Origin of the sequence: Oribacterium sp. oral taxon 108 str. F0425, assembly GCF_000214455.1 — a bacterium.
Taxonomy (GTDB): Bacteria; Bacillota; Clostridia; order Lachnospirales; family Lachnospiraceae; genus Oribacterium; species Oribacterium asaccharolyticum.
The window spans coordinates 2,042,719-2,057,179 of the sequence record NZ_AFIH01000001.1 but is presented as its reverse complement, the minus strand read 5'-3'; the positions used below and the strand labels follow the sequence as shown (position 1 = coordinate 2,057,179).

Here is a 14,461-nt window from a genome sequence, read left to right as displayed (position 1 = left end):
ATCTAGTTTTTGTAGCTTCACTTATCAAAACTTCTTGACATATGATAAATATTGCTTATAATTAAATTGTAAGCAATTAAAGGTTGCTGTTTGCTTTATACCCCATCTCGTATATCGGGTAGGGGAGAGAGTGGAAGCAAGTGTGCATGGCTAATATTTTAAACAAAAACAGTACAGAGTAGTAAGGATCAAAAAGGAGGAAGATATGAACATTTATGATTTTTCAGTACCGATGGTAGGCGGCGGAGAGCTTTCTTTGGCAGAGAATAAGGGCAAGGTCATGCTGATTGTGAACACGGCAACCGGCTGCGGATTCACGCCACAGTATGAGGATCTCGAGAAGCTTTATGAGGAGTATCATGAGAAGGGATTGGAAATCATTGATATCCCTTGCAATCAGTTTGCGGGACAGACTCCGGGAACCGATGAAGAGATTCATGAATTCTGTACATTAACCTACAATACCAAATTTCCGCAGATGAAGAAGTCGGATGTAAATGGAGACAATGCACTTCCTCTTTATGCTTTCTTAAAGGAGCAGAAGGGCTTTTCCGGATTTGGGCACAGCCCGAAGGGACTTGCTATGGCGGCTATGTGCCTGACCAGAGACGTCAACTATAAGAAGAATCCGGATATTAAGTGGAATTTTACGAAGTTTCTGGTCGATAGAGACGGAAATGTTGTGGAACGTTTTGAACCGACGGCGGATATGGGAGAGGTAAGGAAGAAAGTGGCAGAACTGATTCATAACGAGTAACGTTCGTAAAGCGTGTGATATCTCGTTTAAGCTATAAAAAATCCACTATACAGTAAGCCCATAGTATAAGATTTTCCTATATTTCTTATTCTTTTCTTGCTCCTCGACGAAAAAAATAAAGAGTCAGCGGACTACAGCTGTGTTTTAGCATCAGAGGAGAAGAAGAAAATGAATAAAGGAGTGGAACGAAAGAAAAAACCAGCCGGTCCTAAAAAGGCCGGCTTATTCCATAGCTTGCGTTTAAGCAGCAAAATGTCGATTTTACTTGGCCTTTGCTCGGCGATAGCGCTAATTGGGTCAGGCTCTATTTTGATTGATATCAGTAAGAGAAGCATGGAAAAAAGCATTGACAGCAATATGGTGGACAAAACCCATATGGCAATCAATGATATTCAAAATATACTCTACCAAAATCAGGTGGTTGCCGAAACGATTAAAGAAGGAATTTCATCCGCCTATGAGACGGAGGAAGAGGTGGGAGCGGCTCCGACCAAAATCTGGAATGTTGTGGATGGTAAGGGTGATCCGGTTTCTGCCAAAGCGATGGGGCCCGCCACGTTTCAGTCTCGTATAAGAAACGTTGCCATTCCGGCAAACCTCTACAACGCCGAATCCTCTATGTTGGACGCGCTTTACGCGGCGGTAAACAGTGATGACAGCATTTTCGGGGTAGGGATTTATTTTGATAAAGATGCCTTTATTCCGGGAGTGGATGATTATTCTTTGTATCTTACGAAGGAAAATGCGAAAACAAGAACGATACAAACCTATTCCGCAGGATACCAGGAAGAAGAGGATTTCAAGCATTTAAAAGAAACGAAAAAGCTTAGTGTTAGCGGAATTTATCAGGATGCCTATACCAAGGACTGGGTATTTTCCATTATGGTTCCCATCGTCATCAAAGAAGAGTTTAAAGGATATGTTCTTGTGGATATGAAAATGGACGTTTTCGAACTCTTGCAGCAGAAGGACGAGCGTTTTCCTTCTTTAGCTATAGACTTGGCGGATAATGAAGGAAATATTGCCTATTCCATGGATGCGGATACCATTGCCAAACCCTTAAAAGAAATTATGCCGGAGGAAGCATATAATGCTCTTGAAACAAAGAAGGAAGAAGGAAAATCCTTTACTACCGTGACCTCCAGTGCAGACAAGGGAAATGTAAAACGGTATATTGCGCCGGTAGAAGTGGGAGACTCCGATTGGTGGGTGACCGTAAGCCTTTCCGAGGCGGAATACAATGCCACCCTGATGACCTTGGTTAAAACGGCGTTGTTATCCAATATTCTCGGTGTATTGATTTTGGTTTGTCTTACGCATTTCCTGATTCGAACCTCCTTGGCACCCTTAAAGAAAATCTCTTCTGCGGGTGTGGAAGTGGCTAAGGGAAATTTCGATGTAGATATTCAGTACAATAAGAAAGATGAGATTGGAGAACTGGCAGAGAGCATGAGAGAAATCATGCAGAGAATTCGGGCGATTATTTCCGACCTGCAGAACAAACTCAGCGAACTGTCCAAGGGAAATTATCGCGTGGATATGGAGGATCAGGAGTATTATGCCGGTGCTTATGCACCGCTCTTACAGTCTCTTCGGGACATTCGTGGAGACTTATCCGATACCATGAAGGAAATTAAGAATTCCGCAGAACAGGTAAAGGCAGGATCGGAACAAGTGAGTAATGCAGCCCAGTCTCTTTCCGAGGGGGCTACGGAGCAGGCGTCCTCCATCGAAGAACTCTCCGCTACGATGGTTGACATTTCTCATAAAATTGACAGTACGTTAAAAATCACCGAGGAAGTGGCTACGTTAAGCAATGATGCGGAAAAAGCCGTCAATGTCAGCACCGATAAGATGGATGAGATGGCAAAAGCCATGCAAGATATTACGGTAAAATCCCAGGAAATCAGCAAAATCATCAAGACCATTGATGATATTGCCTTCCAAACCAACATTCTCTCCTTAAATGCCGCTATTGAGGCAGCCCGCGCAGGTGAAGCCGGAAAGGGATTTGCCGTTGTAGCGGATGAGGTAGGAAATCTTGCTCAAAAATCTGCAAAGGCCGCTCAGAATACCAGCAGCTTGATTGCCGAGGCAATTGATGCAGTGGAGAAGGGTGCAAAGCTTTCCGGGGAAACAGTTCAATCTTTGGAAGTGGTTTCCACGCAAAGTAAGAAAATTAATAGTATGATCGGGAATATCTCTCAGGCGTCGGATGAACAGGCCAAGGGAGTAAAGCAGGTAAGCGTGGGAATCGATCAGATTTCCTCCGTGGTACAAAACAATTCCGCTACGGCGGAAGAAAGTGCCGCTGCGTCTGAAGAACTTTCCGGACAGGCACATACTTTAAATGAGCTTATGAGTAAATTTCAGTTAAAGGAAGAAGAATAGTTTTAACGATTCGCTTGCGGCTCTCTGGATAAAAGCCTCTTCCTATGTTAAACTGGTAGCTACACTTCGATGGAGGTGTAGCTATTTTTATGCATTATGAAAATATTATGCATTATGAAAATTTTATGCATTGTGAAAAGCGTGTTAGCTTGTCTATAGCGAACCTATCGCATGAACGGCTCGACATTTATTCATAACGAGTATCGCTCGCAAAGCGTGCGGTATCTCGTTTTTAATACGGGGAAGGAGAGGGAAAAATGAAAACGGAACAAAACACGACCTCTTCTATAAGTTTACCCGTTTTGTATAGCAGTCTCAGCGGAAAAAGAGAGCGCCTGGCGGTAGAAGCGACCTGGCATGATTATGATGAGCTGATTTATTTCCAAGAGGGAGAATTTCAGCTTTACTTGAACCTGAAAGAAAAATTAATCAAGGAAGAATCTCTCTACTTTATCCCGAGAGGCTGTTTCCACAGGCTTTATGCGACATCGGATAAGGCGGTTCAGCATTCTCTTTGCTTTCGCTTGGAAGATTTTTCTTTTGCCGAAGGGGATTTTTTGGAGCAGGATTTTTTTGGACCGCTCAGGAACGGCTCCCGTTTTTTTCCGGAAGATATCAGTTTGAACGATATGGGATTTATTGAGGCGGTGCAAAGCTTTTCTCGTCTGGTGCAGTATTTTCACAAGCACGGAACAAATGATAAAAGTATTGAAGCCAGTAAGAAATACGGTCTTCGAGGTCTGGCTCAACATATGTATGTCCGTGCGGAAATGTTGCATCTCTTTGCAACCCTGGAGAGCATGGGATTGATTCGGGATAAGAGCCCCCTGGAAGAAGAGAGAAAGAGCGAGCTTTTGAAAAACTGTATTCTTTTTATGGAGGAACATTACAGAGAAAGGCTGTATATCCATGATCTTTCTTCTCGGTGTCAATTAAACGAACAGTATTTTACCCGCTTCTTCGGAAACCATGTAGGCATTCCGCCATTGGAATATCTAAACCGTTACCGGGTGAAAATGGCAACCGAACTTATGGTGCATACGGAGGAGAAAATTATCGATATTGCCAAGAATACGGGTTTTCATAATCAGGGGAATTTTATTAAGACTTTCAAGGCTATCATGGGAGAAACGCCGAACCAATATAGAAAGAGAATGCAGGAATAGCGAAAAAAACTTAGAGTAGAATCAGTAAAAGAAATGGATAGAAAGAAGGGAATGGAAAATGACGTATTATTATCCGGCTATTATTCGGAAAAAAGAAGAAGGCTATAGAGTGGATGTGATTGATTTGGAAGGTTGCTTCGGAGAAGGAAAAGACAAGCAGGATGCCTTGGAAGATGCACGGCACGCCGGGGTAAACTGGCTTCTTGTGGAATCCGAGGACAGCATGAACTTCCCGAAGCAGACTCACTTGGACGATATAAAACTGAAAGACGGAGAAGAGAAGACCATGCTTGCCTTCCTCATGCCAAAAGAAGGGTGGGATGAGTGAGACCAGATTCCGAAGGAATCTGCTTTGCGAAGCAAAGTGAGCAGTGGACTTCAAGTCCACGCTCAGTCATGAGTGGAGGTGTTTTCAATAGGAAAACACCGGAAGGAGGGAAAGACTTTGCTGAAACAAAGTCTTTTTTTGTATTTTTCAAAGTCCATTTTTCCCTCTTGCCACCCCCTTTATTTTTTGCTATACTCTTGCAGACATTTGGGCAGGATAGGAGGTCGAGGTGAGTAAGGTATTTCTGAAAAATGGCTATGTGTATACGAAAGAGGGAATCGGGAAGGCGGATGTATTGCTTTCCGAAGATAGACTTTTTCTTGATTTTTCTGAAAATGATTTAGAGAATACTACTGTTTACAACTTAGAGGGGAAATTAATTGTTCCGGGCTTTGTAGATGTTCATGTACATCTCAGAGAGCCCGGTTTTTTGTATAAGGAAACGGTGGAGAGCGGAACACGGGCAGCTGCGCACGGAGGGTATACCGCGATCTGTGCTATGCCGAACTTAAATCCGCCGCCATCAAGCGTGGAGAATCTTTCCGTTGAACTTCAGGCAATAGAGAAGGATGCACTCATTAAGGTTTATCCTTACGGTACGATTACCCGGGAACAAAAGGGACGAGGTGTGCTTTCCGATATGGAGGAGATAGCAGAGGATGTGATTGCTTTTTCCGATGACGGAAAGGGCATGCAGGAAGAGGCACTTATGCGAGAGGCTATGCAAAAAGCGCATGCGCTCGGAAAGGCTATCGTTGCACACTGTGAAGATGAAAGTGAACTAAAGCCGGGCGGCTGTATCCATGACGGAGACTTTGCAAAAGCCCATGGCTATATCGGGATTAACTCTGAATCGGAATGGAAGCAGGTGGAAAGAGACCTTCGGCTGTCGGAAGAGACAGGCGCACAGTATCACATTTGCCACATTTCCACAAAAGAATCCGTAGAGCTTCTTCGAAAAGCGAAGGAAAGAGGAGTGAAGGCGACGGGAGAGACCGGACCGCATTACCTCATGTTTACGGACATGGATTTGGAAGAAGACGGAAGCTGGAAGATGAATCCTCCGATTCGAGCAGCAGCTGACAGAGAAGCCTTAATTCGGGGAATACAGGACGGCACGATTGATTGTTTAATCACGGACCATGCGCCGCACAGTGCGGAAGAAAAGAGTAGGGGTCTCTCCCAATCCTCCTTTGGTATCGTAGGACTGGAAACCGCCTTTCCGGCTATGCTCCACAATATGGTTCTCCGGAACCCCTTAGACAGAGAAGAAGCACGAGTAGACAGACGAAAAGCTAAGGCAAAGGTTTCGGAAATTCTTTCTGAGGGAGGGAAGACAGTGCATGGAGCGATTTCCCTCTACAGGCTACTGGAGCTGATGTGCACAAAGCCGAGAGAAATTTTCCCGATTTGCGGACCGAAGTATATCGAGAACGGGGCCGAAGCGGACATTGCGATTTTAGACCTTGACGCAGTGTACAAGGTAGATGTAGAGAGCTTCTATACGAAAGGCAGAAGCACGCTCTTTTCCGGTCAGGAGGTACAGGGCAGGGTGCTGAAGACTTTCTATCAGGGAAGAGAAGTCTATGACAGCGAAAAAGGGATTTTGAAAGCTTAGGAAGACTAAGACTCTGAGGAGCAAGGGCATACCAGGGAAGAACTGTGTTTTCTGAAAACGGTTTACTTTTGGAAAAAACTTTATTATGGGGAAAGAGTTGAGTAAGAGTAAGGAGAGGAGAAAAACTGCATGCAAGAATGCGAGTTTAAGATACTGGAAAACAAAATGATTGCAAAAGAGGTTTTCTTGATGAAGCTGGACGGGGACTGCTCGGAATTTACAGCGCCGGGACAGTTTTGCGAGATTAAGATTCCCGGTAAGTATTTGAGGAGACCGATTTCCGTATGTGATGTTTCGGAAAATACCTTGACACTCATCTATAAGGTTTTGGGAGAGGGAACGGAAGAGCTCTCCTGCATGGAAGAGGGAGAATACCTCTCCATCTTAACAGGACTTGGAAACGGCTACAGCGTGGAGGACGCCCCGAAAAATCCTGTACTCTGCGGCGGCGGAGTCGGTGTTCCGCCTCTCTACTACCTCTGCAAAAAGCTGGTAGAAGCCGGAAAACACCCTTATGTTGCTTTGGGCTTCCGCGCAAAAGAAGATGTTTTCTTTGAAGAAGAGTTCCGCACACTGGGCGTTCCCGTGAATGTGGCGACAGAGGACGGCAGTCACGGACAGAAGGGCTTTGTAACCTCTCTGCTCGGAAATCATAACTATGCCATGGTCTGCGGGCCGGAGCCGATGCTCCGCGCCGTGTATGAAAAGGTAGAGGGAGGACAGTTCAGCTTTGAGGAGCGCATGGGTTGCGGTTTCGGAGCCTGTATGGGTTGCAGCAGGAAAATGAAGTCCGGCATGAAGCGCATCTGCAAGGACGGACCGATATTTGCATGGGAGGAAATCGAATGGTAAGCATCAAAACAACGCTTTCGGGAATCGAGCTGGACAATCCGATTATTCCCGCCTCCGGCACCTTTGCCTTCGGAGAAGAGTTCAAGAGTCTCTACGACTTAAATATCCTTGGATCCATTTCCTTTAAGGGAACGACGGTGGAGGAACGGCCGGGAAATGCCCTTCCCCGTATTGCGGAGTGTCCGGGCGGCATGCTGAATTCCGTGGGGCTCCAGAATCCTGGTGTGAAAAAGGTTGTAGAAGAGGAGCTTCCGCGCCTTGGAAAGTTCTTCAAAAAACCTTTGGTAGCGAACATTTCCGGCTTTTCTCTGGAGGACTTCGCTATCCTCTCTGAAGAGATGGATAAGGTGGAAAATGTCGGCATTTTAGAAGTGAATATCTCCTGCCCGAATGTATCCCACGGGGGTATGGCCTTCGGAACGGACGCAAAGTCCGTGGAAGCGGTTTGTAAAGTAGTAAAGGAAAAGACGAAGAAGCCGGTTTACATGAAGTTAAGTCCGAATGTAACCGATATTACGGAAATGGCCAGAGCCGCAGAGAGCGGAGGGGCAGACGGTCTTTCACTCATCAACACGGTGCTCGGCATGCGAATCGATATTAAGAGAAGAAAGCCGGTGCTGGCAAACAAGGTCGGAGGCTATTCCGGACCGGGCATTTTCCCGATTGCCGTTCGTGCCGTCTATGCGGTACATCAAGCAGTGAAGCTTCCTCTTATCGGAATGGGCGGAATCAGCCGTGCGGAGGATGTCTTGGAAATGATGATGGCGGGTGCAAGTGCGGTGGAAGTCGGGGCGGAGAACCTTGTGAATCCGAGGGTTTGCGAAGAAATCATCACGGAGCTTCCGATACTCTGCGAAAGGCTCGGTATAAAGGATATTCAGGAAATCATCGGAATTGTCTAAAAGGAGGGGAAAATGGGAAAGGATGTAATGGTAGCGCTGGATTTTCCGAGCGGAGAGAAAGCCTTAGCGTTTTTGGATTTATTTGCAAAGGAAGAAAGAAAGCCCTATGTGAAGGTCGGAATGGAGCTTTTTTACAGTGAGGGACCGGAGATTGTACGGAAAATAAAGGAGAGAGGACATCAGATTTTCCTGGATTTAAAGCTCCATGATATTCCGAATACCGTAAAGGGTGGTATGCGCTCTTTAAGAGACCTCGGTGTGGACATGACAAATCTGCACGCTTCAGGAGGCGTGGAAATGATGCGACAGGCGCTTCGCGGCCTTTCTTTCGAGGAGGGAGAGAATGATGCTTCTTCTTGTAAGGGAGAAAAGGAGAGCTGCGGATGCGGAAATCAAAAAAATCGTCCGCTTCTTATTGCGGTAACGCAGCTTACCTCCACGGACCAAAGGTGTATGGAGGAGGAACTTCTCATTAAGGAAGAGCTGAAAAAGGTCGTGCTCCACTACGGACAAAATGCGAAGACGGCGGGGCTGGACGGTGTGGTTTGCTCTCCTTGGGAGGCAAGGGAAATCCATGAGAAATTGGGAAAGGACTTCTTAACGATTACTCCGGGCGTCCGTTTTAAGGGTGGTGATGTAGGGGATCAAAAGAGAGTCATGAGTCCGGCAGACGCGAAAGACGCGGGCTCGGACTACATCGTAATGGGGCGGCCCATTACGCAGGCGGAAAATCCGGTGGAAGCTTACAGAGAAGCGGTAAGACAGTTCTGTGACTAAGAGTCTATGAGCAAAGAAGCGGCCTCACAGAAATAGAGCGAGCCGGCATCATGGAAGAATAAGAGTAATAACAAGTTTACATAGCAGGAGGGAAAAGATGAGAAAAGAAGAAATTGCAGAAGGTTTATTATCCATTCAGGCGGTATTTTTAAGACCGAAGGACCCCTTTACCTGGGCATCGGGAATTCATTCCCCCATTTATTGTGATAACCGCTTAACCCTCTCTTTTCCGGAGGTAAGAAGAAAGATTGAGGCGGGACTTGCCGAGCTTGTGAAGGAGCATTTTCCGGAGGCAAAGGCACTTTTCGGGACGTCTACGGCAGGCATTGCACATGCCGCTTTAACCGCGGAAATCCTGGACCTTCCCATGGGCTATGTGAGAGGCTCTGCTAAGGATCACGGCAGACAAAATCAGATTGAAGGAAAGCTTACTCCGGGTGAACCCGTTGTTGTGGTGGAGGATCTCATTTCCACCGGCGGATCGGTCATCGACTGCGTGAAGGTCTTAGAGGAAAATGGAGCCAAGGTGCTCGGCGTGGTGAGCATTTTCACCTACGGAATGGAAAAGGGAAAGAAGAGACTGAGCGAGGCCAATGTAGTGAATTACTCCCTCTGCGACTTGGATTCTCTCTTACCGGTAGCTGTTGCAAAGGGCTATATCGAAAAGGAAGAAGAGGCGAAGCTCCTGCACTTTAGAGACAATCCCTCCGATGAGTCCTGGATGGCGAAGTAGAGACGGAAAACAGAGCTGTTCCTTGTGAAAGAAAAGTTAGTGTTTGTGGAACAGCTGTAATGCATAAGAGCAAATCCTGAAAAAGGATTCTCTATAGATGATGTTTGAGCAAAAGAAAGGGTAAAAGGATGGAGAAAAATCGTAGTATCATTAACATTTTGGATCTGAGTATTGAGGAAATTAATGAGCTGATGGCTTTGGCGGATAAGATTGAAGCAAAGCCCGAAGACTACTGGGAGCGATGCAAACATAAGAAGCTGGCGACTCTGTTTTTTGAACCGTCTACAAGAACCAGACTTTCTTTTGAGGCGGCTATGCTGGAGCTCGGCGGTTCCGTCCTCGGTTTCGCAGGGGCATCGAGTTCTTCTGCAGCCAAGGGAGAAAGCGTAGCCGATACGATTGAAACCGTTTCCAACTATGCGGATATCATTACCATGAGGCATCCGAAGGAAGGTGCACCGGTTGTGGCGGCAGAACACACAACGGTTCCGTTCATCAATGCCGGTGACGGCGGACATTTCCACCCGACACAGACCTTGGCGGACCTTCTGACCATTCATAGAACCTACGGAAGAGTAGATAACTTATGCATCGGTGTTTGCGGAGACCTAAAGTTCGGCCGTACAGTACACTCCTTAATCGATGCGATGCTTCGCTACCCGAATAACCGCTATATTCTGATTTCCCCTGAAGAGCTTCGTCTTCCGGAGTATGAGATTGAGAAGCTGAAGGAAGCCGGTGCGGAGTTCAGAGAGACGACGGACCTGGAAGGAGCGATTCCGGAGCTGGATATCCTCTATATGACGAGAGTCCAGAGAGAGCGTTTCTTTAACGAGGAAGACTATCTCCGCTTAAAGGACATCTATGTGCTGACTCCCGAAAAGCTGAAAAATGCCAAGGAAAGCATGGGCATTCTTCATCCGCTTCCCCGTGTAAACGAGATTTCCGTTCAAGTGGATAAGGACAAGCGTGCAAAGTATTTCTATCAGACACTTTGCGGAAAGCAGATGAGAATGGCGCTGATTTTGAAGCTTCTCGGATTGGATAAGTAAAAATGGATTTATCAATAAGAAATACTTATTCCGTCCTTTTTCCTAAAGGCGCTCTCGCTCGATTCCGACAGAGCGGTACTAAGCCTCGAGCTTCGCTGCGCTTGCTCTCAGCAAGTGCCGGCGTCTCCATACGCTTTAGGAAAAAGAACGAAATAGTATTTTCTGGTAGTATAGAAAAATCCATTTTACTGTAAGATAAACTGTTAAATAAGGAAAGGAAATCATTATGAATATAGATGGAATTGAGAATGGTATTGTTTTAGATCACATTAAGGCGGGAAAGAGTATGCTGGTGTATCAGTATCTGGGACTCCAGAACCTGAACAGTCCTGTGGCGCTCATCCAGAACTGCTCTTCCGGAAAGATGGGAAAGAAGGATATTGTAAAGATTGCGGAGAATATTGACCTTGACTTAAATGTGCTTGGTTACATCGATCCGGGCATCACCGTAAATTATATTCGGGACGGAAAAAGAGTGGATAAGGCGTGCCTATCCCTGCCGGAGACACTGAAAAATGTCCTGCACTGCAAGAACCCCCGCTGCATTACTTCCACGGAGCAGGAGCTTCCGCAGGTGTTTAAGAAAATTGAAGGAAAAAATAGGCAGTATCGCTGCATTTATTGTGATACAATTGCGAAGAACGATGAATTTGAATAAACTATGTTTTTAGAAGAAAGGTTTTCATAGCGGAAAAGGCTATGGTAATACTGCAGTCGTATTCGCTAAAGTCCACTTCTGAAACCGTAGTTTTGGAAGTGGACTTTTTGATGTGAGGGAAAAGATATGAGTAGTTTTCTTTTAGAACGGAGAAGGGCGGGGATTTTGATGCCGTTGTTCTCTTTACCGGGAAAATACGGAATAGGAAGTTTTTCAAAGGAAGCGAGAGAGTTTGTCCGCTTTTTAAAGGAGGCGGGGCAGAGTTACTGGCAGATTCTTCCCATGGGGCCGACAGGCTACGGGGACTCTCCTTACCAGAGTTTTTCCACCTTTGCGGGAAATCCCTATTTTATTGACCTTGATACTTTGGCGGAAGAGGGGCTTCTCTTGGAAGAAGAGCTTTCCGATCTCTCTTTTTCCGATTCGGAAGAGCACGTAGATTACGGAAAGCTTTATTCGATTCGTTTTACTGTACTGGAAAAAGCGGTAAAGCGTTTTTTAGAGAAGCTGGATTTGGATACCGCTTCGAGCGGAAGTGCGGAGCATGGCGAAGCAAAAAAATACAGCAAGGAAAACTGTGAAAAAGAGAAAGAAGCCTATAGCGCCTTCCTTTCGGAAAATGCGCATTGGCTTCCGAGCTATGCCGAGTTTATGGCGAAGAAGCTGCCGTATTCCGCTGATTTTCATAAGGTTTGCCAGTATTTTTTTATCAAACAGTGGAAGAGCCTGAAAGACTATGCGAATAGCTTGGGGATAAAGATTATCGGGGATATTCCGATTTATGTTTCTTTGGATTCTTCCGATGTGCTGGATCACCCCTCTCTCTTTCAGCTTAAGGAAAACGGAGAGCCTTCGGCGGTTGCCGGTTGTCCTCCCGATGCCTTTGCGGAAAATGGACAGCTTTGGGGAAATCCGCTCTATGCGTGGGAAAAGCACGAGGAGGAAGGATATAGCTGGTGGATTTCCAGAATAAGGCATTGTTTCTCCCTTTATGACATCGTGCGCATAGACCATTTCCGAGGCTTTGACGAATATTTTTCCATTCCCTATGGAGATGAAAATGCAAAGCGCGGACACTGGGAAGTTGGACCGGGAATGAAGCTTTTCCGTGCCGTGGAGCAGGCTCTCGGAAAGAAAGAAGTTATTGCGGAGGATTTAGGCTATGTCACGGAGTCGGTGAAGAAGCTTGTTTCAGACAGCGGCTTCCCGGGAATGAAGCTCCTGGAATTTGCCTTTGACTCGAGGGAGAGCGGAGATTACCGTCCGAATACTTGGACCAAGAACACGGTCTGCTATACGGGAACCCATGACAATCAAGTTTTGAAGGACTGGTTTTTGGAAATTCTTCCGGAAGACCGTGAAATGGCTGCCGAGTACTCCGGAAAGAGCGTAGAAGAGCTTCTTGAGATGGATTATGTTGACTTCTTTATCAAAATGACCCTGGACTCGGTTTCCAATACGGCAATTATTCCCATGCAGGACTATTTGCATAAGGGAAAAGAAGCACGCATCAATACGCCGTCTAAACTGGGTAATAACTGGAGCTACCGTTTTTCAAAGAAGGATTTTTCCGGAGATATGGCGGAAAAGATTCGGAAAATGACGGAAGAAAGCGGCAGACTTAGCTAGAGTGGCGTTTTAGGAAAATGCGTTTTTGCGTAGCCGTATGTCTTCAGAGAATAAGCAATAAAGAGCTTGCAGAAAAAAGGTTTAACGATGTTTAAGAATGCTTTGTATTATCAAGAGGAAAAAGAGAGCTATAAGGCAAAGGTTCTGTCCTGTCTGCCTTTGGAAGGAAAAGAGAAGGCGACATGGGAGAAGAGAGTGGGGAAAAGCTTTCCTGCTCTTTTTCTTCTACGGCTTTCCGAAGAGCCCTTTTATCCGGAAGGTGGCGGACAGGCGCCGGACAAGGGGACGATAGATGGTGCAGAGCTTCTCTTTGCAGAAAATGTGGAGGACGAGTATATAGTCCATCTCCTTCCAACAGCACTGCCCGTAGGAAAGGAAGTGCTTTGCAAGGTAGACTATGCCTATCGAAGAAGACAGTCCGAAAATCACAGCGGAGAGCATATTTTCGCAGGGCTCATCAATCGGCGATTCGGTTACAGCAATGTCGGATTTCACATGGAGCTTCTCGGGGAAAATCCGCATGTGACTGTAGACTTTGACGGAGAGCTTTCGGAAGAGGCACTTTCCGAGCTGGAAACCGCCGTGAATGCCGTGATTCGACAAAATCTTCCGGTAGAGGAGAAGTACCTAGAAGATGACTTTGGGAAAGAGAATTTAAAATGCCTGCCCGATGCAGAAGACGGGGAGAAAAGTGAGGAGCTGGAGACAAGTGTGGAACAGCTGTCAGTAGAAGAGCCTGGCGAAGTCCTTGAACAAGGGCAGAAGACAATGGAATTTCGCCAAAAGAAAGCCCTTTCCGGAGCAATTCGAGTTATCAGTATCCCTGCTGTGGACAGCTGCGCCTGCTGCGGAACACATGTAAAACGGACAGGAGAAATCGGGCTCTTTAAGGTTCTATTCTTTGAGAAACATCGGGGCGGAACAAGAGTTTTTCTGCTTTCCGGGGAACTTGCTTTTTTGGACACGCAGAAAAAAGAAAAGGTGCTTTTGGAGGTATCCCGAAAGTTGAGTACCGACTATCAAAACCTTTCCGAACGGATGGGTAAGCTGAAGGAACAGACGGAAGAGGAGAGAGGAAGACGAATCGCCCTTTCCCTCCAAGCAGTAGAAATGCTTGGAAATTCTTATAGGAAAGAACTGCTTATACAACAAGAAAAAGCCGTTCTTACAGGAAAATCCCTTCGTGGCGAGGGCTTAGAATACTACGGAAACAAAAATCTGGCCGTTTTTCATTTTCCGGACTTTGAGATGATTCTTCTAAACAAAGCCTGTGAAAGCTTGAAAGCTTACGTGCAGACGGATTTTTTCTGCTTTTCAAGGAGAGGAGAGAAGGAGTGGCAGTTTGCCGGAACGGGTTGCAGCGGATTTTTAGAAAGATTTAAGAAATGGAAGGACACAGGACATTTTTCCGGAGGGGGAAGAGAGGAAATGTTGCAGGGACGCTTTCTGGGAACGGAAGAAGAGCTGAAGGCCTGGGTAGACCGTGCAGAATAATCTGTACGGTTTTTTTATGAGCGCGTACCGTCTTATACCTTGTGAGGATGCCTATTCTTATGCAATGAAAGAATCTTGTCGAAAAGCTAAGGAGCCTATTTTAT

Annotated in this window: 13 protein-coding genes; all 13 read left to right on the top strand. The window is 46.0% G+C overall.

What is annotated here, in order from left to right:
• Window positions 1-205 precede the first annotated feature (205 nt).
• A complete protein-coding gene (locus HMPREF9124_RS09435) occupies window positions 206-757 on the top strand; it encodes a glutathione peroxidase (RefSeq protein ID WP_009429033.1) in 552 nt (183 codons plus the stop codon).
• A gap of 168 nt (window positions 758-925) precedes the next feature.
• Window positions 926-3,148, top strand: a complete 2,223-nt coding sequence (locus HMPREF9124_RS09430) for a methyl-accepting chemotaxis protein (RefSeq protein WP_036597820.1) — start codon at window positions 926-928, stop codon at window positions 3,146-3,148.
• A gap of 257 nt (window positions 3,149-3,405) precedes the next feature.
• Window positions 3,406-4,314, top strand: coding sequence for a helix-turn-helix transcriptional regulator (locus tag HMPREF9124_RS09425; protein WP_009427729.1), 909 nt, complete (start codon window positions 3,406-3,408; stop codon window positions 4,312-4,314).
• A 58-nt stretch (window positions 4,315-4,372) separates the two neighbouring features.
• Window positions 4,373-4,642, top strand: a complete 270-nt coding sequence (locus HMPREF9124_RS09420; RefSeq protein WP_009429718.1) for a type II toxin-antitoxin system HicB family antitoxin — start codon at window positions 4,373-4,375, stop codon at window positions 4,640-4,642.
• 229 nt (window positions 4,643-4,871) lie between these two features.
• Window positions 4,872-6,260, top strand: a complete 1,389-nt coding sequence (locus tag HMPREF9124_RS09410; protein WP_009429187.1) for a dihydroorotase — start codon at window positions 4,872-4,874, stop codon at window positions 6,258-6,260.
• Window positions 6,261-6,389: 129 nt separating this feature from the next.
• On the top strand, window positions 6,390-7,112 hold the full coding sequence (locus HMPREF9124_RS09405) for a dihydroorotate dehydrogenase electron transfer subunit (protein WP_009428620.1): 723 nt from the start codon (window positions 6,390-6,392) through the stop codon (window positions 7,110-7,112).
• Window positions 7,106-8,014, top strand: a complete 909-nt coding sequence (locus HMPREF9124_RS09400; protein ID WP_009429824.1) for a dihydroorotate dehydrogenase — start codon at window positions 7,106-7,108, stop codon at window positions 8,012-8,014. Before HMPREF9124_RS09405 ends, HMPREF9124_RS09400 begins: the two co-directional genes overlap by 7 nt.
• A 12-nt stretch (window positions 8,015-8,026) precedes the next feature.
• Window positions 8,027-8,791 (top strand): orotidine-5'-phosphate decarboxylase, encoded by a 765-nt coding sequence (gene pyrF / locus HMPREF9124_RS09395; protein WP_009428843.1) that lies wholly within the window; start codon window positions 8,027-8,029, stop codon window positions 8,789-8,791.
• A 97-nt stretch (window positions 8,792-8,888) separates the two neighbouring features.
• Window positions 8,889-9,524, top strand: a complete 636-nt coding sequence (gene pyrE, locus HMPREF9124_RS09390; RefSeq protein ID WP_009428318.1) for an orotate phosphoribosyltransferase — start codon at window positions 8,889-8,891, stop codon at window positions 9,522-9,524.
• Window positions 9,525-9,652: 128 nt separating this feature from the next.
• Window positions 9,653-10,576 (top strand): aspartate carbamoyltransferase, encoded by a 924-nt coding sequence (gene pyrB, locus HMPREF9124_RS09385; protein WP_009427808.1) that lies wholly within the window; start codon window positions 9,653-9,655, stop codon window positions 10,574-10,576.
• A 226-nt stretch (window positions 10,577-10,802) separates the two neighbouring features.
• Complete coding sequence (locus tag HMPREF9124_RS09380) at window positions 10,803-11,234, top strand: aspartate carbamoyltransferase regulatory subunit (protein WP_009429674.1); 432 nt, start codon at window positions 10,803-10,805, stop codon at window positions 11,232-11,234.
• A 126-nt stretch (window positions 11,235-11,360) separates the two neighbouring features.
• Complete coding sequence (malQ, locus tag HMPREF9124_RS09375; RefSeq protein ID WP_009429799.1) at window positions 11,361-12,863, top strand: 4-alpha-glucanotransferase; 1,503 nt, start codon at window positions 11,361-11,363, stop codon at window positions 12,861-12,863.
• Window positions 12,864-12,950: 87 nt separating this feature from the next.
• Window positions 12,951-14,357 (top strand): alanyl-tRNA editing protein, encoded by a 1,407-nt coding sequence (locus tag HMPREF9124_RS09370; RefSeq protein WP_009429219.1) that lies wholly within the window; start codon window positions 12,951-12,953, stop codon window positions 14,355-14,357.
• Window positions 14,358-14,461: the final 104 nt, after the last annotated feature.

Excerpts from the sequence above, each read along its gene's own strand:
- HMPREF9124_RS09435 (WP_009429033.1), top strand. The coding sequence starts at position 206 with ATGAACATTTATGATTTTTCAGTACCGATGGTAGGCGGCGGAGAGCTT.
- HMPREF9124_RS09430 (WP_036597820.1), top strand. The coding sequence starts at position 926 with ATGAATAAAGGAGTGGAACGAAAGAAAAAACCAGCCGGTCCTAAAAAG.
- HMPREF9124_RS09425 (WP_009427729.1), top strand. The coding sequence starts at position 3,406 with ATGAAAACGGAACAAAACACGACCTCTTCTATAAGTTTACCCGTTTTG.
- HMPREF9124_RS09420 (WP_009429718.1), top strand. The coding sequence starts at position 4,373 with ATGACGTATTATTATCCGGCTATTATTCGGAAAAAAGAAGAAGGCTAT.
- HMPREF9124_RS09405 (WP_009428620.1), top strand. The coding sequence starts at position 6,390 with ATGCAAGAATGCGAGTTTAAGATACTGGAAAACAAAATGATTGCAAAA.
- HMPREF9124_RS09400 (WP_009429824.1), top strand. The coding sequence starts at position 7,106 with ATGGTAAGCATCAAAACAACGCTTTCGGGAATCGAGCTGGACAATCCG.
- pyrF (WP_009428843.1), top strand. The coding sequence starts at position 8,027 with ATGGGAAAGGATGTAATGGTAGCGCTGGATTTTCCGAGCGGAGAGAAA.
- pyrE (WP_009428318.1), top strand. The coding sequence starts at position 8,889 with ATGAGAAAAGAAGAAATTGCAGAAGGTTTATTATCCATTCAGGCGGTA.
- pyrB (WP_009427808.1), top strand. The coding sequence starts at position 9,653 with ATGGAGAAAAATCGTAGTATCATTAACATTTTGGATCTGAGTATTGAG.
- HMPREF9124_RS09380 (WP_009429674.1), top strand. The coding sequence starts at position 10,803 with ATGAATATAGATGGAATTGAGAATGGTATTGTTTTAGATCACATTAAG.
- malQ (WP_009429799.1), top strand. The coding sequence starts at position 11,361 with ATGAGTAGTTTTCTTTTAGAACGGAGAAGGGCGGGGATTTTGATGCCG.
- HMPREF9124_RS09370 (WP_009429219.1), top strand. The coding sequence starts at position 12,951 with ATGTTTAAGAATGCTTTGTATTATCAAGAGGAAAAAGAGAGCTATAAG.